Annotated in this window: 21 protein-coding genes; 11 read left to right on the top strand and 10 right to left on the bottom strand. The window is 59.8% G+C overall.

Annotation, left to right across the window (positions count from 1 at the left end):
* Positions 1-212: 212 nt before the first annotated feature.
* The 6 genes from QRN48_RS22445 (at position 213) to QRN48_RS22420 (ending at position 6,876) form a co-directional block, all read left to right on the top strand.
* Entirely contained in the window at positions 213-1,349 is a 1,137-nt protein-coding gene (locus QRN48_RS22445) for an ABC transporter substrate-binding protein (protein ID WP_037015671.1), read from the top strand.
* A 184-nt stretch (positions 1,350-1,533) separates the two neighbouring features.
* Entirely contained in the window at positions 1,534-2,448 is a 915-nt protein-coding gene (locus tag QRN48_RS22440) for an ABC transporter permease subunit (protein ID WP_037015668.1), read from the top strand.
* A 2-nt stretch (positions 2,449-2,450) separates the two neighbouring features.
* Positions 2,451-3,746, top strand: a complete 1,296-nt coding sequence (gene livM, locus QRN48_RS22435) for a high-affinity branched-chain amino acid ABC transporter permease LivM (protein WP_037015665.1) — start codon at positions 2,451-2,453, stop codon at positions 3,744-3,746.
* Positions 3,746-4,621 (top strand): ABC transporter ATP-binding protein, encoded by an 876-nt coding sequence (locus QRN48_RS22430; protein WP_285353371.1) that lies wholly within the window; start codon positions 3,746-3,748, stop codon positions 4,619-4,621. Before livM ends, QRN48_RS22430 begins: the two co-directional genes overlap by 1 nt.
* Positions 4,618-5,334, top strand: a complete 717-nt coding sequence (locus QRN48_RS22425) for an ABC transporter ATP-binding protein (RefSeq protein ID WP_037015659.1) — start codon at positions 4,618-4,620, stop codon at positions 5,332-5,334. The genes QRN48_RS22430 and QRN48_RS22425 overlap by 4 nt, the downstream gene beginning before the upstream one ends.
* 771 nt (positions 5,335-6,105) lie before the next feature.
* Entirely contained in the window at positions 6,106-6,876 is a 771-nt protein-coding gene (locus tag QRN48_RS22420) for an SDR family oxidoreductase (protein WP_037015656.1), read from the top strand.
* A 659-nt stretch (positions 6,877-7,535) separates the two neighbouring features.
* On the opposite strand, the gene QRN48_RS22415 is transcribed toward QRN48_RS22420, so the two are convergent.
* The 7 genes from QRN48_RS22415 to QRN48_RS22385 all read right to left on the bottom strand — a co-directional run bounded on the left by QRN48_RS22415 (position 7,536) and on the right by QRN48_RS22385 (position 12,816).
* Positions 7,536-8,672, bottom strand: a complete 1,137-nt coding sequence (locus QRN48_RS22415; RefSeq protein WP_285353368.1) for an AGE family epimerase/isomerase — start codon at positions 8,670-8,672, stop codon at positions 7,536-7,538.
* Positions 8,673-8,946: 274 nt separating this feature from the next.
* The gene (locus tag QRN48_RS22410) at positions 8,947-9,519 is read right to left on the bottom strand and encodes a HupE/UreJ family protein (RefSeq protein WP_191942751.1); all 573 of its coding nucleotides are present in this window, start codon (positions 9,517-9,519) and stop codon (positions 8,947-8,949) included.
* Between the two features lie 49 nt (positions 9,520-9,568).
* Positions 9,569-10,183 carry an urease accessory protein UreG gene (gene ureG, locus QRN48_RS22405; RefSeq protein WP_191942752.1) on the bottom strand — a complete coding sequence of 205 codons (615 nt, stop codon included), beginning with the start codon at positions 10,181-10,183 and terminating at the stop codon, positions 9,569-9,571.
* 58 nt (positions 10,184-10,241) lie between these two features.
* Positions 10,242-10,916, bottom strand: coding sequence for an urease accessory protein UreF (locus QRN48_RS22400; protein ID WP_285353367.1), 675 nt, complete (start codon positions 10,914-10,916; stop codon positions 10,242-10,244).
* Complete coding sequence (ureE, locus tag QRN48_RS22395) at positions 10,913-11,413, bottom strand: urease accessory protein UreE (protein WP_285353366.1); 501 nt, start codon at positions 11,411-11,413, stop codon at positions 10,913-10,915. The genes QRN48_RS22400 and ureE overlap by 4 nt, the downstream gene beginning before the upstream one ends.
* 423 nt (positions 11,414-11,836) lie before the next feature.
* Positions 11,837-12,469 carry a TetR family transcriptional regulator gene (locus QRN48_RS22390; protein WP_037015642.1) on the bottom strand — a complete coding sequence of 211 codons (633 nt, stop codon included), beginning with the start codon at positions 12,467-12,469 and terminating at the stop codon, positions 11,837-11,839.
* Positions 12,470-12,594: 125 nt separating this feature from the next.
* Entirely contained in the window at positions 12,595-12,816 is a 222-nt protein-coding gene (locus QRN48_RS22385) for a hypothetical protein (protein WP_037017492.1), read from the bottom strand.
* 315 nt (positions 12,817-13,131) lie between these two features.
* Between QRN48_RS22385 and QRN48_RS22380 the strand changes: the two genes are divergently transcribed.
* Positions 13,132-15,201 (top strand): AsmA family protein, encoded by a 2,070-nt coding sequence (locus tag QRN48_RS22380; protein WP_285353365.1) that lies wholly within the window; start codon positions 13,132-13,134, stop codon positions 15,199-15,201.
* Between the two features lie 290 nt (positions 15,202-15,491).
* Here QRN48_RS22380 and QRN48_RS22375 read toward each other — a convergent pair whose 3' ends face one another.
* Positions 15,492-16,025 carry a ferritin-like domain-containing protein gene (locus QRN48_RS22375; protein ID WP_191942755.1) on the bottom strand — a complete coding sequence of 178 codons (534 nt, stop codon included), beginning with the start codon at positions 16,023-16,025 and terminating at the stop codon, positions 15,492-15,494.
* 272 nt (positions 16,026-16,297) lie between these two features.
* Entirely contained in the window at positions 16,298-16,636 is a 339-nt protein-coding gene (gene osmE, locus QRN48_RS22370) for an osmotically-inducible lipoprotein OsmE (RefSeq protein ID WP_037015634.1), read from the bottom strand.
* Between the two features lie 187 nt (positions 16,637-16,823).
* On the opposite strand from osmE, the gene QRN48_RS22365 reads away from it, so the two are divergent.
* Positions 16,824-17,714, top strand: coding sequence for an esterase/lipase family protein (locus tag QRN48_RS22365; protein WP_285353364.1), 891 nt, complete (start codon positions 16,824-16,826; stop codon positions 17,712-17,714).
* A gap of 58 nt (positions 17,715-17,772) precedes the next feature.
* Positions 17,773-18,009, top strand: coding sequence for a hypothetical protein (locus QRN48_RS22360; RefSeq protein WP_037015625.1), 237 nt, complete (start codon positions 17,773-17,775; stop codon positions 18,007-18,009).
* A 26-nt stretch (positions 18,010-18,035) separates the two neighbouring features.
* On the opposite strand, the gene QRN48_RS22355 is transcribed toward QRN48_RS22360, so the two are convergent.
* The gene (locus tag QRN48_RS22355; RefSeq protein ID WP_285353484.1) at positions 18,036-18,920 is read right to left on the bottom strand and encodes a DMT family transporter; all 885 of its coding nucleotides are present in this window, start codon (positions 18,918-18,920) and stop codon (positions 18,036-18,038) included.
* A 151-nt stretch (positions 18,921-19,071) separates the two neighbouring features.
* Between QRN48_RS22355 and QRN48_RS22350 the strand changes: the two genes are divergently transcribed.
* Positions 19,072-19,362, top strand: a complete 291-nt coding sequence (locus tag QRN48_RS22350; RefSeq protein WP_037015622.1) for a PsiF family protein — start codon at positions 19,072-19,074, stop codon at positions 19,360-19,362.
* 188 nt (positions 19,363-19,550) lie between these two features.
* Positions 19,551-20,561, top strand: a complete 1,011-nt coding sequence (locus QRN48_RS22345) for an AI-2E family transporter (protein ID WP_037015619.1) — start codon at positions 19,551-19,553, stop codon at positions 20,559-20,561.
* Positions 20,562-20,670: the final 109 nt, after the last annotated feature.

The following is a 20,670-nucleotide window of genomic DNA, read 5'->3' as shown; positions in this document are numbered from 1 at the left end:
GCGCGCTCGTCACTGGAGGGTTGCTCTTTCGAAGTCGCAGGGTTGCACCTTGCGCGGTTTAGACGGTTGCACGCCCTGACAAAAAGGGCAGAAATCAGTCGGATAACAACAAAACAACGACTTTTCTCAGAATAAAAAACCGATGGCACGCCACTTGCTCGCAGCAGCAGCGTGGTCGCAGTGCTAATTAAAAAACCTAGGAGCACCAACTCATGTCGCAGACGTTCTACAGGAAAGGCTTTCTGGCATTGGCAGTGGCTACTGCCATGGGTGCGGCGTCATTTGCACAGGCAGCCGACATCAAGATCGGCGTTGCAGGCCCTATGACCGGCGCCAACGCCTCATTTGGCGAGCAGTACATGAAGGGTGCGCAAGCGGCAGCCGATGCGATCAACGCTGCAGGCGGCGTCAACGGTGACAAAATCGTGCTGACTGCCTATGACGATGCCTGCGAACCGAAACAGGCCGTTGCCGTGGCCAACAAGGCCGCGTCCGACAAAGTTGCCGGCGTAGTCGGCCACTTCTGTTCTTCGTCCACCATCCCGGCATCGGAAGTCTATGACGAGGCCGGCATCATCGCGATCACTCCGGGCTCCACCAACCCAACCGTTACCGAGCGCGGCCTGAGCGCAATGTTCCGCATGTGCGGCCGTGATGACCAGCAAGGCATCGTTGCCGGTGACTATATCGTTGACGTGCTGAAGGCCAAGAAAGTAGCCGTTATCAACGACAAGGACACCTACGGCAAAGGCCTGGCCGACGCGACTGCCAAGCAGCTGACTGCACGCGGCGTGAAGCCCGTCCTGGAAGAAGGCCTGACCCGTGGCGAGAAAGACTTCAGCGCCCTGGTCACCAAGATCCGCAGCACCGGCGCTGACGTCGTCTACTTTGGCGGGCTGCACCCGGAAGCCGGCCCATTGGTTCGCCAACTGCGCGAGCAGGGTCTGAAAGACGTCAAGTTCATGTCCGATGACGGCGTTGTCACCGACGAGCTGGTGACCACCGCTGGCGGCGCGCAATACGTTGATGGCGTCTACATGACCTTCGGCGCCGACCCGCGCATGCTGCCCGACAGCAAGGCTGTGGTTGAGCAGTTCCGCAAGTCGGGTTACGAGCCGGAAGGCTACACCCTCTACGCCTACGCATCGGTTCAGGCGCTGGCCGCAGGCTTCAACGGCGCCAAGTCGAACAAAGGCGAAGACGCTGCCAAGTTCCTCAAGGCCCATCCTGTGAAGACCGTCATGGGCGAGAAAGCCTGGGACACCAAGGGCGACCTGAAAGTCTCTGACTACGTGGTTTACCAGTGGGACAAGGACGGCAAATATCACCAGCTTGAAAAGCAGAAGTAAGTTGCGCACTTAGTCGGATTGGCTGTTTCTCGGGGGTGAGCCGGGAAGCAGACTGATCCGGTAATCGGCGCTGTCTGACGGCAGCGCCGGATTTCTTCTGTTGCCACCCGGGCGCTTCCCCACTCCTCACGAGGGACTGGTTGCCGCGCGCCGGATTGGCCTTTCAAGTTCGTGAGCGTGCGTGATGGATGGTATTTTCCTGCAGCAAATGGTCAACGGCCTGACACTGGGCTCGGTCTACGGCCTGATCGCCATCGGTTACACGATGGTGTACGGCATCATCGGCATGATCAACTTCGCCCACGGCGACGTGTACATGATCTCCGCTTACCTGGCAGCCATTGGCTTGGCCGTGCTGTCGTTTTTCGGCGTCGAGTCATTCCCCTTTCTGATTCTCGGCACACTGATCTTCACCATTGTGGTGACCGGCGTGTACGGCTTCGTCATTGAGCGAGTCGCTTACAAACCGCTGCGTAACTCGACCCGACTGGCACCGCTGATCAGTGCAATCGGCATATCGTTGATCCTGCAAAACTACGCGCAGATCGCGCAGGGCCCGCGTCAGCAAGGCGTACCGACCCTGCTTGAAGGCGCCATGCGCTTCGATGTCGGCAGCGGCTTCGTACAAATTACCTACACCAAGATTTTCATCCTGATCGCCGCCTTTGTTGGCATGGGCGTGCTGACCTACATCATCAAGTACACCAAGCTGGGCCGCATGTGCCGCGCCACGCAGCAGGATCGCAAAATGGCTTCGATCCTGGGCATCAACACGGATCGGGTCATTTCCTACGTGTTCGTCATCGGTGCGGCCATGGCGGCACTGGCTGGCGTGCTGATTACCATGAACTACGGCACGTTCGACTTCTTCGCCGGATTCGTCATCGGCATCAAGGCCTTTACCGCAGCGGTATTGGGCGGCATCGGCTCGCTGCCGGGCGCGATGCTCGGCGGGCTGATCCTGGGCGTTGCTGAGTCGCAATTTTCCGGTCTGATCAACTCCGACTACAAAGACGTGTTCAGTTTCGGCCTGCTGGTAGTCATTCTGATCTTTCGTCCCCAAGGCCTGCTGGGTCGCCCACTCGTGGCGAAGGTATAACCATGTCTGCACCTACTAAACCCATCGATATCAAACAAAGCCTGATCGACGCGGTGATCGCCGGGCTGCTGGCGCTGATCGTATTCGGCCCGATCGTCGGCATCGTGCTGGACGGCTACGGTTTTAATCTGCAGCCCACCCGCGTTGCAGTGCTGGTTGGTGTGGTCGTCGTCGGCCGCTTCTTCATGAGCCTGTTTTTGCAGACGCCAAAAGGGGTTGCCATTGCGCAGAGCTTTGAGAGCTCGGGCTCTGGTGTGCACGTGCTGCCACCGGGTTACAAAACGCGCCTGCGCTTCATCATTCCGCTGATGATTCTGATCGCGGTGATCTTCCCCGTTTTTGCCGACAAGTACGTGCTGACGGTGGTGATCCTTGGCCTGATCTACGTGCTGCTGGGCCTGGGGCTCAACATCGTCGTCGGCTTGGCCGGGCTGCTGGATCTGGGCTACGTGGCCTTTTACGCGATTGGCGCATACGGCCTGGCGCTCGGCTACCAGTATCTGGGGCTCGGGTTCTGGTCGGCGCTGCCATTGGCGGCGATCGCGGCGGCGCTGGCCGGTTGCATTCTGGGCTTCCCGGTCCTGCGCATGCATGGGGACTATCTGGCGATCGTGACCCTTGGCTTCGGCGAGATTATCCGGCTGGTGCTCAACAACTGGCTGTCGTTCACCGGTGGGCCGAATGGTGTGCCTGTGCCTGCGCCGACCTTCTTCGGGCTGGAATTCGGACGCCGCGCCAAAGACGGCGGTATCCCTATCCATGAGTACTTCGGCTTCGAATACAACCCGGACCTGAAATTCATCTTCATTTACACCGTGCTGTTTTTGGTCGTGCTGGCCGTGCTGTACGTCAAGCACCGCCTGACCCGCATGCCAGTGGGCCGTGCATGGGAAGCGCTGCGTGAGGACGAAATCGCCTGCCGCTCGATGGGCCTGAACCATGTGCTGGTCAAGCTTTCGGCGTTCACCATCGGCGCCTCGACGGCAGGGCTGGCCGGGGTGTTCTTCGCCAGTTATCAAGGCTTCGTCAACCCGACATCGTTCACCTTCTTCGAGTCGGCGCTTATTCTCGCCATCGTCGTGCTCGGCGGCATGGGCTCCACGGTCGGTGTGGTCATCGCGGCCTTTGTGCTGACGGTCGCGCCGGAATTGCTGCGCAGCTTCGCTGAATACCGCGTGCTGCTGTTCGGCATCCTGATGGTGCTGATGATGATCTGGCGTCCGCGTGGCTTGATCCGTATCAGCCGCACCGGCGTGCAACCACGCAAAGGCGTGCTGGCCAAAGTGGAGGGCGCGTAATGAGCGACGAAATCGTTCTGTCCGTCGAAAACCTGATGATGCATTTCGGCGGCATCAAGGCGCTCAGCGACGTGAGCCTGCAGGTGCGACGCAACTCGATCTTCGCCCTGATCGGCCCGAACGGCGCCGGCAAGACTACCGTGTTCAACTGCCTGACCGGCTTCTATAAAGCCACCGGCGGGCGCATCGAGCTGAACGCGCGGGGGAAGAAAACCAACGTCATCCAGTTGCTCGGCGAGCAGTTCCGGGCTACCGACTTCGCCTCGCCTAGGCGATTCGGCAGCCGGCTGTACTACAAGATGTTCGGTGGCACGCACTTGGTTAACCGGGCGGGGCTAGCGCGGACGTTCCAGAACATTCGGCTGTTCAAGGAAATGTCTGTCGTCGAGAACCTGCTGGTCGCACAACACATGTGGGTCAATCGCAACATGCTGGCGGGCATCCTCAACACCAAGGCCTACCGCAAGGCCGAGGAAGACGCCATGAACACGGCGTTCTACTGGCTCGAAGTGGTGGACCTGGTGGATTGCGCCAACCGTCTTGCCGGTGAGCTTTCCTACGGCCAGCAGCGCCGCCTGGAAATCGCCCGCGCCATGTGCACACGACCGCAGGTCATCTGCCTGGACGAACCTGCCGCAGGGCTTAATCCTCAGGAAACCGAGGCGCTCAGCGGCATGATTCGCCATCTGCGTGACGACCACGACATGACCATTGTGCTGATCGAACACGACATGGGCATGGTGATGGGCATTTCCGATGACATCGTCGTGCTCGACCACGGCAATGTGATTGCCAGGGGCAAACCAGAGCAGATCCGCAACGATCCGAAGGTCATCGCGGCGTATCTGGGTGCTGATGAAGAGGAGTTGGTATGAGCAAGCCGATCCTCGAATTGAAAGAGATCGATGTGTACTACGGGCCGATTCAGGCCTTGAAGAAAGTATCGATGCACATTGATGAGGGCGAAACGGTCAGCCTGATCGGTTCCAACGGGGCGGGTAAATCGACGCTGCTGATGTCGATCTTCGGCCAGCCGCGCGCTGCGAGCGGGCAGATCATTTATCAAGGCACTGACATCACGCACAAGTCGTCGCATTACATCGCGTCCAACGGCATTGCCCAGTCGCCCGAGGGACGCCGCGTGTTCCCGGACATGTCGGTGGAAGAAAATCTGATGATGGGCACCATCCCCATCGGTGACAAACACGCCGGCGAAGACATGCAGCGCATGTTTGAAATGTTTCCCCGGCTCAAGGAACGGCGCAATCAGCGGGCGATGACCATGTCCGGCGGCGAGCAGCAGATGCTCGCCATTGCGCGCGCGCTGATGAGCCGTCCCAAGCTGCTGTTGCTGGACGAGCCGAGCCTTGGCCTGGCTCCGATCATCGTCAAACAGATTTTCGCAACGCTGCGCGAGTTGGCGCAGACCGGGATGACCATCTTTCTGGTCGAACAGAACGCGAACCACGCCTTGAGGTTGTCGGATCGTGCTTATGTGATGGTCAACGGGGAGATTCGTCTGACCGGGACGGGTAAGGAATTGCTCAGTAATGAGGAGGTCAGAAACGCCTATCTGGGCGGTCACTGAGCACCGAGCGTTGCAGTTATAACAAGCCCCGGTTGGATAACTTCCGGGGCTTTTTTGTGGCTGTTCCGAATTGTGGAAAACAATTTTGAGCCTGCGTGAAAACGCGACATATAGCCGCTGCAAATCGCTGTTTTGTCACGCTTTTGACTTGTTCAGTTTTACTGTGGAGGTGACTGTGAATAAGTTGGTGGTAGGTGCCTGCAGGCCTTTGTTTTCGGGCGTTCCAAGGGGTTGATCAAATATTGATCAGCAGTTTCGGCCGGTATTTCAGAGGCACTTGTCAACGCTTTTGCAGCTGGTTTTTTATACAGGCTTTGCATAGCAGCGGCCTGTGGATAACTCTGTGTGCAACCGTTGGAAAGAGTGCCGTAGATAGCGCAATCTCTGGCTTCGGGCGCACATTCCTGTCCAGACACCCAGATTTCGCAAGCGCGCAACAGCAGATAGCCCTTGCGTGGTCAAGTAAAAAACGCCCAATGATGCGCCACAGCCCCCGTATGCCGGGACCCTCACGAATTTAAGTTGCCCCCAGAGATTGTGAGCCTGACTGTGGATAAGGTGGGCAAAACTACCCGCAGGCCAAGCAGAACAAGGCTTTGAAGAACTTGGTTGTTTTTTATACAGCTGGGAAGTTGTACGACGATGTGGGTGATGACGCTTGATACTGCCCCGCCTGCGCGGGCATTCTTCAGAACTTTCCCACACGCATCACAGTGTGCGTGACTTTCCGTTTTGGCTTGAAAAGCCCGCATCGTTGATCAGGAGAAAAAAATGACCTCTACCGTATTCATTACCGGGGCCACCTCCGGGTTTGGCGAAGCCTGCGCCCGTCGCTTTGCCGAGGCGGGTTGGTCGCTGGTATTGACCGGGCGCCGTGAAGACCGCTTGCAGGCGCTGAGCGCCGAATTGTCGAAGCAGACCAAGGTTCATACGCTAACGCTCGACGTGCGTGATCGCGCGGCCGTGGAGAGCGCGGTGGACAGCCTGCCGGCGGAGTTCGCCAAGATTCGTGGCCTGATCAACAACGCGGGCCTGGCGCTGGGCATCGATCCTGCACCCAAGTGCGATCTGGACGATTGGGACACCATGATCGATACCAATATCAAAGGGCTGGTTTACACCACGCGTGTGCTGCTTTCTCGCCTGATCGCTTATGGACGCGGTGCAAGCATCGTCAACCTCGGCTCTGTGGCGGGGAATTATCCTTACCCGGGCGGGAACGTGTATGGCGGCACTAAAGCATTCGTCGGGCAGTTCTCACTGAACCTGCGCAATGATTTGGTCGGTACCGGGGTACGAGTGACCAACCTTGAGCCGGGTCTTTGTGAGAGCGAGTTCTCGCTGGTACGTTTCGGCGGCGATCAGGCCAAGTACGACGCGACCTACGCAGGCGCAGAGCCCGTTCAGCCTCAGGACATTGCCGACACCATTTTCTGGATCATGAACACGCCTGCGCACGTCAACGTTAATAGCCTGGAACTGATGCCCGTCAGCCAGACGTGGGCGGGTTTTTCGATCGACCGTAGCCGTGGCGAAAAGTAATCAGCTCCACTTGATCGTCGATTGACCGTCGCTTGATCGTTCCCACGCTCTGCTTGGGAATGCGCCGATCGACGCTCTGCGTTGCCGGTTGCCGGTTGCCGGTTGCCAGTTGCTGGTTGGCGGCTGCCGGTCGGCGGTGGCCGGTTGCTGGACGCGGAGCGTCCCGGGCTGCGTTCCCACGCGGAGCGTGGGAACGATCTTAACGATTACCGATGCTAAGACGCCGATCTGTAGGAGCCGGCTTGCTGGCGAACCGGCTTCAGCAGCGGCCAGATTTTCAATGACCCACCGCCTTCGCCAGCAAGCCGGCTCCTACAGACGAGGGCCGTCCCGCGCTTCAAGCCGTTTAGCCACTGAAAAACTCGGCCGGCGCCAGACCGACGTTCTGCGTTGTCGGTTGCTGGCTGCTGGCTGCTGGCTGCTGGCTGCTGGTTGGCGGTTGCCGGTCGGCGGTGGCCGGCTGGACGCGGAGCGTCCCGGGCTGCGTTCCCACGCAGAGCGTGGGAACGATCTTAACGATTACCGATGCTAAGACGCCGATCTGTAGGAGCCGGCTTGCTGGCGAACCGGCTTCAGCAGCGGCCAGATTTTCAATGACCCACCGCCTTCGCCAGCAAGCCGGCTCCTACAGACGAGGGCCGTCCCGCGCTTGAAGCCGTTTAGCCGCTGAAATATTCGGCCAACCCGATGTAGCACGTCGCCAGGTGATACGGCGTCGTGGACGGCATGTCGCTGCGGCTGACCTGGCCCTGGCTGTCCAGGCACTCGTTCCAGCCAGTGGGGTGCAGAAAATGCTCCTGCAACGCTTTCAACTGGCGCGCTAGCAGATGTTCGCTATCAGATCTCAAGGTCAAAGCACGCAAGTACTCAGCCTGCGCCCAGATCCGCTGGGTGCCGTCTTTGACCGAACCATCCACTTCCAGCGTCGCCGCTACAGCGCCCGTCGTTTGATCGACGCCCTGTGCCTCGGCGTGGGCGAAGGCGGTCTCCAGCGAACGGTACAGCGGCGTGCTGCGCAAATGCTCGCTGGAACCCAGCAAATAGAACCACTCGAACTGGTGACCCGGCTCGGACCAGTTATCCACAGCGTCCAGCGGCTTCTCCAGCATCACCCCGTGTTCGACATCGACAAAACGCCGCTGCATGGCTTCAACCAAGCCGTCGAGCGCCGCCAGCGTGCCAGCATCCTCACGCACGGCGAGCGTGCCGAGAAAGGCCTCAGCCAGATGCATCAACGGGTTTTGCAATGGCCCCGCCTGCAGCGAAGCCCAGTTCTCGGCGAGCATGGATTCGTACAGCCCGTTGCCGTCGGCGAAGCGTTCGGCAACGACGCTGAGTGCGGCATTCAGTACCGACTCCACCAGCGGCTCTCGGACGTTGCCCCAGTAATGCGCGCACGCAAATACGATGAAGGCGTGGGTGTAGAGGTCTTTGCGACGGTCCAGCGGCGCACCATGGGGATCGATGCTGTAGAACCAGCCGCCATGCTCGGCATCATGAAAGTGTTGTTGCAGTGACCGAAACAGTGCGGCAGCGCGGGTGGCAGCGTCAGGCACGTCGGGATGGCCGATCAGGCTGGAGAAGAGAAACAGCTGGCGCGCACACGCCATGGCCCGGTAGCGCTGCGGTGGCAGTGGACGATGCTGCGCATCGACCGCCTCGTAGGGCAGCGCCAACTCGGCATTCCACCCAGACCCCTGCCACAACGGCACGACCACCCGCATAAAGTGCTGCTGCACCTCGGTGAACATGGCGTACAGCTCGGACTTGGCAGTGGAGAGGGAAGCGTCAGGCATTGGATGGCGTCACGGCAGGCTCAAATTGCGCGACATGGTAGCAGGCGGGGGGTGGGCAGGGCAGCGGGGATCGATCGATCCCCGCCGAACCCGGTCGGAAATGCCTGCCGTTCAACGAAAAACGCGATCCCTGTAGGAGCGAGCTTGCTCGCGAAGACGGCATTTCAACCGCTGAAGATTAGCGGATGTTCGGGCCTCTTCGCGAGCAAGCTCGCTCCCACAATTGTCCTGTCGGAAGACATATATCCGCGATGTGGTTTTATCGCAGCATCATTCAGCCCGCGAACAACCAGACGCCTGTCGCTGCAGCCAGAGCGCCAGCGACGCGCACAACGGGGGCGGCGGCTGCCGGCAGGAAGCGCACCACGGCATAACCTGCCGCATGCAGTGCGGCCGTCGCGCCGACAAAACCAAGTGCGTAACCCCAAGGGCTGGACATTTCAGGCAGCTCCAGGCCATGCGCGACGCCATGGAACATCGCAAACAGCGCGGTCGCCGTCACTGCCAAAAACAAGGGCGGACGCACGGCCAGCGCGACCGCCAGCCCCAGCGCAAACACCGACGCTGCGATACCGCTTTCCAGCGCGGGCAACGCCAGGCCTTCAAAACCGAGCAGTCCGCCAATCAGCATGGTGCCGACAAACGTGCAAGGTAGTGCCCAACGCGCCGCGCCTTTCTGCTGGGCTGCCCAAAGACCGACGGCAATCATCGCCAGCAAGTGATCGACACCGCCCAGTGGATGGCTGATGCCCGCCACCAGACCGCTTTCATCATGGCCAGGGTGAGCAAAAGCCAATGCCGGAACGATCAGCAGTGCCAGCGCGCTGAGTATTTTTTTGCAGTTCATGAATGAATTCCTTGCTTCACTTGGGGGTTAGCCGCTTGGGTATCCGAAATCAGGCAGCCGTCAGCAGGCCCTGGCGCTCGATGAACGCAACGATCTGCTCTAGGCCCTGGCCGGTCTTCTGATTGCTGAACACAAAGGGTTTGTCGCCGCGCATCTTTTTGGTGTCGCGGTCCATCATCTCCAGCGATGCCCCTACCAACGGCGCCAAGTCGATCTTGTTGATCACCAGCAGGTCGGATTTACAAATGCCCGGGCCGCCTTTGCGTGGCAGCTTGTCGCCGGCCGATACGTCGATGACATAAATGGTGAGGTCCGACAGCTCCGGACTGAACGTTGCGGACAGATTGTCCCCGCCCGATTCGACGATGATCAGGTCCAGCCCCTCAAAACGGCGATTGAGTTGGTCGACCGCTTCCAGGTTGATCGAAGCATCCTCGCGGATCGCGGTGTGCGGGCAGCCGCCGGTTTCCACGCCGATGATGCGCTCCGGCGCCAGGGCTTCGTTGCGCACCAGAAAGTCCGCATCTTCGCGGGTATAGATGTCGTTGGTGACCACCGCCAGGTTGTAGCGGTCACGCAGGGCCAGGCATAGCGCAAGCGTCAGTGCCGTCTTGCCGGAACCGACCGGACCGCCGATGCCGACGCGCAAAGGTTGGCTGTTCATTGTTTCTCTCCGTTAAGCGTGTGGTGCGGTTCGTGGTGCTGCAGCGATAGCCACTGCATCACGATCGAAACAGGCGGCTGTACTGCCGCTCATGGTTCATGCTCGCCAGCGCCAGCCCGAACGGCGCGCTGCCGATGTGTTCCGGGTCAAGGGCAGTGGCGTGTAGTTGGGCGGACTGAAGCAGTGGCAGCAATTCGCTGGTCAGGCGCTGGGCAGCTTGTTGACCCAACGGCAGAGTTTTCATCAGCACGGCCAACTGGTTTTCCAGCCAGCTCCAGAGCCATGCGGCAAGCGCATCCTGTGGATTGATCCCCCAGGCGCGTGCAGCCAGGGCCCAGCCCAGCGCCAGATGCGGTTCGCCTACCTGCAGCAGAAGGTCCCTGGCGGGCTGATCCATTTCGGGCAGGCCGTTTAGCAGTTGCTGCAACGAGTAGCCCATCTGGCGGCTTTCAAGGTGCAATTCACGGGTTTCACGGCTGGCGCGGTGGGTTTCGCTCAGTTGGCGCAACGTCGTCCAGTCGTCTTGCGCAGCGGCGGTGCAGTGCGCGAGCAACAGCGGCGCCTCGAAGCAGGCGAGGTTGAGCAGTAATTGGTCGCCAATCCATCGGGCGGCGCTGGCCGCGTCACTGACGACGGCTTGCTCCACCGCCATCTCCAGACCTTGGGAATAGCTGTAGCCGCCAATCGGCAATTGCGGGCTCGCAAGGCGCAGCAGCGCCCAGGCCGTGTTCACGTGCGCACGCCAAACTGATGGATGCGCGGCGCGTAATTGAAGTCTTCCTCGCCGGCGCGCGAGTGGTGGTGACCGCCACCGTAAGCGCCGTGCTCAGGCTGAAAGGGCGCCTCCAGCGATACGGTCGATGCGCCCAACTGATCAAGCATGGCCTTGAGCACGTAGTCGTCGAGCAGGCGCAGCCAGCCATCGCCCACCTGCAACGCCACATGGCGGTTGCCCAAGTGATACGCCGCGCGGGTCAACTCGAATGCGCTGCTGCAGGTCACGTGCATCAATTGCTCCGGCCGAGCGCAGACGCGCACGACGCGTCCGTCCTTGGCCTGGAGAAAATCGCCGTCACGGAGCGGAGGCTGACCGCGCTCCAGAAACAACCCGACGTCCTCACCCTCGGCACTGAAACAGCGCAGCCGGCTTTTACTGCGCGCCTCGAAATTCAAATGCAGTTCTGCAGCCCATTCGGCTTGAGGGTCGATCCGTTGATGAATCACCAGCATTAGAAAGCTTCCAGCAATGTGCGATACAACAACCAGAGCAAGCGGCTTGCCAACAGGCGCAGCAAACAGAAATTGCGTGAATACAGTGCAGAGACGAATCGTCGCCCAAGTAATGCGCACGCAACTGGTGCGAGGGGTGTTGTCAGTGCACTGGCTTGGCGCGCGCTGGCAGCAAGTGGTCATGAGGCCAAACTGCCGCCTGTAGGAGCCGGCTTGCTGGCGAACCGATACGCGCTGACGACGCTGCGTTGAATGATTAAGCGCATTCGCCAGCAAGCCGGCTCCTACGGTCGGATGCACGGCCACTGGTGAGGCTGGATAATCCTATTCGAAACGCGGTCACCAGCGACTGAAGCCTGAGTTCGGCAGCCCGATCCTTTGTAGGAGCGCGCTTGCCCGCGAATGGCCTTCGCAGGCGCCGAATTACTCAGTGCTGCCCAACCCCTGCCAGCGCTTGGCGCCGATGAAGATGAAGCGCAATTGCTGGGTGATTTTGGCGCGGGGCGTGAGGTGTTCGGCCAAGGCCGAGGGCGGTGGGTCGATCAATTCGGGGAGCATGGCAAACACGCTCTTCACCACAAGGTCCGCCATGACCGAGAGGTCGTCGGTATTCAGGTGCTGGAACTTGGGCATCGACGCCAGATCGGTGGCCAGGTCAGCGATGATGCCTTCGCGCAGGGCGCCGAGGGCCTGGCGCACCTTCAGCGAACCCCCGTATTGCTCGCGGGCCAGGAACAGAAACTGCGATCGATTGGCCGCCACCACATCCAGAAAGATGCGGATGGACGCATCAATGATGCCGCTGTCGATGTTGTGGTTGTGGCGCACTCGGCGGATGGTTTCGCGGAACGTCTGGCCCACTTCGCTGACCAGTGCCAGCCCCAGATGGTCCATGTCATCGAAGTGCCGATAGAAGCCGGTTGGCACGATGCCAGCGGTTTTGGCCACTTCGCGCAGGCTGAGGCTGCCGAAGCCGCGTCCGCTCTCCATCAGGCCCCTGGCTGCATCAAGCAGGGCATGACGGGTCTGCTGTTTCTGTTCGGCGCGGGGCAGCATGGGGCATGTATCTGACAAGGGTGTGGGCGGCAACTCTAGCAAATGCGTTCGCGTTGCGTCGAACCCGGTATGCCGTCCAATAAAAAGCCCGGCGAATATGCCGGGCTTTGGTTAACCGCTTGTGCTCAGGAAACGCGCTGATACTGCTGAATCAACCGATCGGGGCCATTGTCGGCGACGCGCTGGTATTGGTTGATCAACCGGTCAGGGCCATCCTGAGCGAGTGTCGGCAAACCGATGTGCTGCGTCGCCTTCGCTTCGCCGAGTACTGCTTGTTCGCTGGCAGGCATCGCGAAAGCGCTCGAGGCAAGAAGGGAAAGGGTCAGGGCAATCAATTGGCGTTTCATGGACGGATGCTCGGGTGCTAAAGGTTGTGTGAACGTGCTGGGGATTTTACCGCCGCCCGGTGGAGAAAGAAGTTCAACGGGCTGATGGTGACCATCGACAGAAATGATGCGAGCTGAGGGCCCGCCTCAGGCGGGGCTTTCGGCAGTTTTTCATGCGCATTCCCGACGCCGTTCAGGCGCAAGAGGTCGGCCACTGCGGAACTTTCTGGGCTCGAATCGGGATTCGATCAAACCGAAGCCGCTTTTGTCAGTCGAACCGTTACGACGTACGAGACGTGCCCTGGACGGCGCGTCGGTTTTTGGGGAGAAAACGCAATGACGCGAGGCCGTAAAATCTTTGCCTGGGCAGCCGCCATCCTGCTGCTGTTGCTGGTGATTCTGATCATCGTGATCGCGACGTTCGATTGGAACCGGCTCAAGCCGACCATCAACGAAAAGGTGTCCGCCGAGTTGCATCGCCCGTTCGCCATCAACGGCAACCTGGCCGTAAGCTGGCACCGTGAGCCTGACGAAGGCGGCTGGCGCGCCTGGGTTCCGTGGCCCCATCTTTCTGCGGAAGACATTGCGCTGGGCAACCCCGAGTGGTCTAAAACGCCGCAGATGGTCACCCTCAAGCGCGTTGACCTGCGTTTGTCGCCCTTGCCGTTGCTGGCTCAGCGTGTGGTCATCCCGCGCATTAACCTGACCGAACCCAATGCCCGTATCGAGCGCCTGGCCGATGGCCGAGCCAACTGGGTGTTTGACCTGCCCAAGAGCGATCCCGATGCCAAGCCCTCCAATTGGGTCATCGACATCGGTTCGATTGGCTTCGATAAAGGCTTTGTCAGCTACAACGACCAGAAGATCAACACCGCCGTCGACGTGGTGATCGACCTGCTGGGCAAGCCGATCCCCTACAGCGACATCGTCGGCAGCAGTGAGGCGAAGAAGGTTCAGGACAAGGGCGCCTCGGCACAGGACTACGCCTTCGGCTTCACCGCTAAAGGCCAGTATCACGGTCAGCCGGTTAACGGCAGTGGCAAGGTGGGCGGTTTGTTGGCGCTCAAGGATGCAGCGCTGCCGTTCCCGGTACAAGCCGATGTCAGCGCCGGCGCCCTGCGCGTCGCTGTTGCGGGCACTGTCACTGATCCGCAAAACCTGGGAGAGCTCGACCTGCGGTTGAAGCTGTCCGGCGACAGCCTCAGCAACCTGTATCCACTCACCGGCGTGACCCTGCCGGACTCCCCACCGTATTCCACCGATGGCCGCCTGGTCGCGAAACTGCATGACCCTGCCGGAGCCTCGTTTCAGTACAAGGGCTTCAACGGTAAGATCGGCGAGAGCGACATTCATGGTGATCTGGGCTTCGTGGCGAGTCAGCCACGTCCCAAGCTGACCGGTGCGCTGGTGTCCAACCAGTTACTCATGGCCGACCTCAAGCCGCTTATTGGCGCCGACTCCAATGCCGAGCAGAAAACCCGGGGCGGCGAGAGCAAGCAACCGACGGGCAAAGTGCTGCCGGTCGAGGAGTTTAAAACCGACCGCTGGGCCGCCATGGACGCGGATGTCGAGTTCACCGGCAAGCGTATCGTGCAGAGCGCCGAGCTGCCCTTCAATGACCTGTACACGCATGTGATTCTCAATGATGGCGTGTTGAGTTTGCAGCCCCTGCGCTTCGGTGTTGCAGGCGGCAAGCTTGACGCCGACATCAAGCTCAACGGTCATACCCAGCCGCTTGAGGGCCGCGCGAAGCTTTCAGCGCGTGGTTTCAAACTCAAGCAGCTGTTCCCGACGTTCGAACCCATGAAGACCAGCTTCGGCGAGCTCAACGGCGACGCTGACATCAGTGGTCGGGGCAATTCCGTGGCTGCGCTGCTGGGCACCTCCAACGGTGAAATGAAAATGCTGGTCAATGACGGCGCCGTTAGCCGCGGGCTCATGGAAATCGCAGGCCTGAACGTCGGCAACTACGTGGTGGGCAGGTTGTTTGGCGACAAGGACGTGAAGATCAATTGCGCAGCGTCTGACGTTAACTTCAAGGATGGCCTGGCGAGCACCAAGCTGTTCGTCTTTGACACCGAGAACGCGATTATTTACGTGGACGGTACGGCGAATCTGAAAACCGAGCAACTGGACATGAAAATCACGCCGGAGTCGAAAGGCTTCAGGGTCTTTTCGTTGCGCTCGCCGCTGTACGTACGTGGCCCGTTTGCCAAGCCTAATGCAGGGGTCGAGTCGGGCCCGCTGTTACTGCGCGGCGCAGGGATGGTGTTGTTGGGCGCGGCCGTAGGGCCAGCGGCCGGGTTGCTGGCGCTGGTGGCGCCGAGCAGTGGTGATGCGCCTAACCAGTGCGCGCCATTGCTGGAACAGATGCGCTCGGGCAAGGCGCCGAAAACGGTGAAGTGAAGGGGGCTCTCGAGGTTGACTGATCATTCGTTGTTGGTAGCGCACGGAGTGCGGTGGCCCGTCTGACGCGTTCGCCAGCAAGCCGGCTCCTACAAAGTTCGCGGATGTCCTGTAGAGCTGGTCCCGACGAAAGTCGCGGTTGCCCTGTATGCCGATTCCGACGGAGGTCGCAGTTATTCTGTAAGAGCCGGCTTGCTGGCGAACACGGCTGGCCACGATGCAAAGGCGCAACCCTCACCCACAAAAAAGCCAGGGCATATGCCCTGGCTTTTTACATTGCGTGCCGCGGATCAGAGACCGTCGAGCAGGTCTGCCATGTCGTCGGCGTGTTCTTCTTCCTGAGCCAGAATTTCTTCGAAGATGCGGCGAGTCGTCGGGTCTTGGTCACCGATGTACTGAATGATCTCGCGATAGCTGTCGATGGCAATGCGCTCGGCCACCAGGTCTTCGGTAATCATCTCTTTGAGCGTGTTCCCGGCGACGTACTGCGCGTGGGAATTGCGGCTCAGCAGGTCGGGGTTGAATTCCGGCTCGCCGCCCAGCTGCACGATGCGCTCGGCCAGCTTGTCAGCGTGCTCAAGCTCCTGATTGGCGTGTTCCAGAAATTCATCGGCTGCGGCGTGGGATTTGATGCCCTTCGCCATGAAGTAGTGGCGCTTGTAACGCAGGGTGCAGACCAGCTCGGTTGCCAGCGATGCGTTCAGCAGGCGCAGGACCTCTTCACGATCAGCGCCATAGCTCTCGGTAACGGCGCCGTTCTCTACGTTGTGGCGCGCGCGCTCTCGTAACGTGGCGACGTCGGTCATAGGGTGCAGATTGATCATCAGGTATCTCCAGGGCTTTTCCGGTTTGTTCCGTCGCGCTCTGTATGCGCCATGCGTAAAGCAGGCGCCCGGCAGGATCGGGTCATAGGTGTGAGTGGTGGGCGCTGGCAAAAGTTTGATTTTTGTTCGCGCTGATTTAACGCGCAGGCATGGCATGCAGGAATCTACGAGGGTTGAGCCGCCAGCGTTATCGATGCGCGCCGGTCATCGTTGCGATATTCCGGCGGGTGCAGCCAAAGGCAGGCTCAACCATTCAAACGAAGAGCGTTAAATCACATGGCGCGTTCGTTGGCGTCACGCTGTTCGCACGTCATGAAGCCTTTGCTGTTCACGCGACCGTTGTTGTCGAAAGTGACGTAGTAAGCCTGTTGGTGGCCTTCGCGGTTCAGCACATAGTTGTTGCAAGTGCCAGGGTGAGCGCGGCGCTGGGTAGTGGTCGACGGCGTGCCGCCGATGGTCAGGACTTGTTCCTTGGTCATGCCTTCTTCGACTTGCTTGACCAGTGGTTCATTGCGGTAGGTCGCGTAGTCAACCGGGTTCGGCAGGGTGGTCGATGCGCAACCCGCCAACGCGGCCATGGAAATCACTACTGCCAGAGATTGCTTGAACATTCGAATTGCTCCACGAGAAAGACCATTGTTGGCCCGTTGCTGTTATGAGCAGTCAAGCCGCCCAAGAGTTCGATCAAATTGATGGCGATGGGGCATTACTGTTTTTTGTCATGTTCCAGGAACGTTTGCCGACTACTTTTGGAGTGACTACCTCGGCCCATCATGCACTCTCAGGGATCGCCCTTTCATGCCGCAAGAACAGGCCACGCGCTACCCCATTGTGCTGGTGCCCGGGTTGCTGGGCTTTGTGAAGCTCGTGGTTTATCCGTACTGGTTCGGTATCGTGCCAGCGTTGCGTCGGGGTGGCGCGCAGGTGATCCCGGTCATGGTCTCGGCGGTCAACTCCACCGAGATTCGCGGCGAGCAGTTGCTGGCCCGCGTGCAGGAAATTCTTGAGCAAACCGGAGCCGCCAAGGTCAACCTGATCGGGCACAGTCAGGGTGCGCTGACCATCCGCTACGTCGCGGGCATGCGCCCGGACCTGGTCGCGTCGGTCACTTCCATTGCGGGTCCCAATCACGGCTCCGAATTGGCCGATTACCTTGAAGAGCACTTCCCGCCGCATACGATAAAAGGGCGTGTGGTCAACGCTGCCATTCGCGTCACCACGCTCATCACCGGTGCGCTCGACACCGGTTATCGCGGCACTCGGCTGCCCGTGGATGTCGACGCTGCGCACCACTCCCTCACCACCTGCGGGGTTGCGCGATTCAACCTGCGATTCCCTCAGGGGCTCCCCAAAAACTGGGGCGGGGAGGGCGACGAAGAGGTGGCCGGGGTGCGTTATTACTCCTGGTCCGGAACGCTGCAAACAGGGCGCACCGACCGCGGCAAGAACCTCTTCGATAGCTCAAATCTTACCTGTCGAATATTTGCTCGCACGTTCACGAAAGAGCGAGGTCAATCTGATGGCATGGTCGGGCGTTTCAGTTCTCACCTTGGCAAAGTCATTGGCGATGACTATCCGCTCGACCATTTCGACATCGTCAACCAGCACTTCGGGCTGGTAGGCAAGGGAGCCGATCCCGTGAGGTTGTTCCTGGAGCATGCCGCGCGTTTAAAAGCCGCCGGTCTTTGACTTACTTAGCCGTTGTTCGTGATCAGTCGACCCGAGGGGTCGCGTAGGAAGTGATGCGATGAGCGATAAAGAGCTTTATGAAATCGAATACACGTTGGCCGGTGAGCACCATGTCGATCTGATTGAAAACCTCGACGTGCCGATTATTGAGGTCGTGCACGAACTGGCCCTCAAGCATAACGTCGCTGTGGAAGATGACCCTTTTGATACCGGTGAAGACACCATCGGCCTGCCGCATGTGCTGGGCATTACCGATGTGTCGATTCACGCTGCGGAGGATCACGACAAAGCCTGATTGCCCGGTAAGTCGGGCAAGCAGCCTTAACTGATCGCGGCCTTGCGCAGCGGTGTGGTCCAGCGTTCTGCCAGGATCACCCCGCCCAGCGTCAGGGCACCGCCGATAAAGTGATAAGACGCCAGTTGCTCGCCGAGCGCGAGCGCGGCAACCAGCGCAGTCAGGATGGGCACCAGGTTGAAAAACAAGGTGGTGCGGCTGGGTCCGAGGATTGAAATCGCTTTCATCCACAGCAACGGCGCCAACATTGAGGTCGGAATGCACGCATAGAGCACCAATGGAATGTTGCTTGCGTTCAGGCCCGTCTTTGGCGAAATCACATACAGCGGAAACAGCGCGATGATCGCTACCAGTATCTGCAGGTACAGCAGCTGCAACGGCGGCATGCGTAGCTGCCATTTCTTGAGCAGCGTGCTGTAGGTTGCATACGCCAGCGTCGCCACCAGCATCATCACGTCACCAACGTTGACGCCATGGGCGATCAACGCACTCCAGCTGCCCTGCGACACCACCCACAGCACACCGGCAAATGACACGAACGCACCGACCAATGCGCCCGCAGTCAGCCTCGTACCAAGGCTGGCGATCGACATGCCCAACGTCATCACCGGCACCAGCGACAGAATGATCCCCATATTCGTGGCCGTGGTGATGTTTGCCGCGTAGTACGCCAAGCTTTGATAAATCGCCATACCCAGCACGCCCAGTACGACGACCTTGCCGAGGATCGGCTTGATCTGCGCGCGGTTACGCAGCACGGGCGCCAGCAGGAACGGCGTGAACAGCAACGCCGCCAGGACCCAGCGATAAAAACCGATCTCGGCAGGGAAAATACGCCCTGCCGCTGCTTTGGTGATGACGTTGTTGCCCGCCCAAATCATGACGGTGAGCAGTGGATAAAGGTATGGCATGACCGGACCGGCAGTTGAGTGAGGCGCCATTATCGGCCTGTCAGTCCGCACGTCCAGCGCAGGGAACGGCTTGTCAGAAATATGCAGCAACATTCTTTGGCTACACTCCTTTCAGAGCCATGCAAGGGCATGGCGCCTCAGGAGAATGGCGATGACGATGCTGCGTATCCCCTTGTTGGTCATGGGCTTGCTGTTGAGTGCCCAAGGTTTTGCCGCTACGGCCCAGCAAAACAAAATGACCACGTGCAACGCCGACGCCTCGGCGAAATCCCTGAAGGGCGATGAGCGCAAGGCGTTCATGAGCACGTGCCTCAAGGCTGCGCCCGCACCGGTTGCCACTCAGCAAGACAAGATGAAGACCTGCAACGCTACGGCCAGCACTCAGGCGCTTAAGGGCGATGCACGCAAGTCCTTCATGAGCGATTGTCTTAAAAAGAAATAAATTCGCGGATCGATTCCTGGCGCCAAAATGCGGCGCCGCCCCCTGCATTTTCTGCGATTGCGGCCGATGACCCCCTTTGCAATCGCAGCGTCCTCACGCTTGAGCCTTCAAGGGCTTTCGCGTCGCTGGTTCTCCACTCAGAACGCTGGCAGACTGCCCATCCTCCACGCCGCTCGTTTTGAGGCTGTATGCCAACGTTTTCGCCCCGTCAAGTGTATCTGGCCAGTTGCATTCTCGTGTTTGGCGGGTTGCTGCTGGTGCTGCCGCTCAACTTGTTGCCCAGTCTTTTGGCGGGCTTGCTGGTGTATGAATTGGTCGACATGCTCACGCCTCAGCTACAGCGGCTGATCGCCGGCGAGCGCGCGCGTTGGCTCGCCGTGGCGTTGTTGGGCACGCTGGTGGTTACGGTGTTGGCCTTGTTGTTTGCAGGGGCGATCAGCTTTCTCCTGCATGAGGCGGAAAACCCCGGGGCGTCACTGGATAAATTCATGATTCTGGTGGACCGCGCGCGCGGTCAACTGCCGCCTTTCATCGACAACTATCTGCCGGCCAGCGCCACTGAATTTCAGGTGTCCCTGAGCGCCTGGCTGACCAAGCACCTCGGCGAGCTGCAGCTGCTCGGCAAAGGCGCGGCGCATATGTTCGTCACGCTGCTGATTGGCATGGTCCTGGGCGCGATCATCGCGCTGCAACGCATCCCCGATGTCACCAAGCGCAAGCCTTTGGCCGCCGCGCTGTTCGAGCGCTTGCACCTGCTGAGTCAGGCGTTCCGCAACATCGTCTTCGCTCAGATCAAGATTTCACTGCTCAACACGGCATTCACCTCGATCTTCCTGGCGGTCATCCTGCCACTGTGTGGCGTGCACCTGCCGCTGACCAAAACGCTGATTGTGTTGACGTTCCTGCTGGGCTTGCTTCCGGTGGTGGGCAATCTCATGTCCAACACGCTGATTTTTATCGTCGGCATGTCGCTGTCGATCTGGGTGGCAATGGCGGCGCTGGGTTATCTGATCGTGATCCACAAGGTCGAGTACTTCCTCAACGCGCGGATCGTCGGCGGGCAGATTAGTGCCAAGTCGTGGGAGTTGCTGCTGGCGATGCTGATCTTCGAAGCCGCCTTCGGCCTTCCCGGCGTGGTCGCGGGGCCGATCTATTACGCCTACCTGAAGAGCGAGCTGCGCAAGGCAGAGTTGGTTTAGCGCCGGCGCCAGGCGCTCAAGTGATGCGCACCCTTTTCACGGCTGCACGCGGTTAGTGGGACCGGCTTCAGCCGGGAAGAGGCCTGCGCGAACAACTTCAATTTCGCGG

The sequence above is a fragment of the Pseudomonas sp. ME-P-057 genome, from assembly GCF_030208975.1.
In the GTDB taxonomy this organism is placed as follows: Bacteria; Pseudomonadota; Gammaproteobacteria; order Pseudomonadales; family Pseudomonadaceae; genus Aquipseudomonas; species Aquipseudomonas lutea.
The sequence above is the reverse complement of the archived record's forward strand: the minus strand, read 5'-3'. Positions and strand labels throughout refer to the sequence as shown.